Origin of the sequence: Mycobacterium simiae (assembly GCF_008370645.1) — a bacterium.
GTDB lineage: Bacteria > Actinomycetota > Actinomycetes > Mycobacteriales > Mycobacteriaceae > Mycobacterium > Mycobacterium simiae_A.
Window position 1 is genome coordinate 1 of record NZ_VTZN01000642.1, and the last position, 265, is coordinate 265.

The following is a 265-nucleotide window of genomic DNA, read 5'->3' on the forward strand; positions in this document are numbered from 1 at the left end:
TTACCTCGATGCCGCGTCCAACGGCGCGTGGGGCAAAGGCGGTGGGCAAACATTCAATGGTGGCGTCGGTGAAGGCGCCGCCGGCAATGACGGCACCTCGCAGGCGCTGAAGCGAACTGACGGTTCGATCACCTACAACGAATGGTCCTACGCGGTGGGCCATCAGTTAAACATGGCCCAAATCATCACGTCGGCGGGTCCGGATCCGGTGACGATCACCGCCGAGACCGTCGGAAAGACAATTGCCGGGGCGACATTCAAGGGT

Annotated in this window: 1 pseudogene; it reads left to right on the forward strand. The window is 61.5% G+C overall.

Features of this window, described 5'->3' with window-relative positions:
- Positions 1-265: pseudogene (locus F0Q45_RS27225) on the forward strand (phosphate ABC transporter substrate-binding protein PstS); the annotation flags it as partial.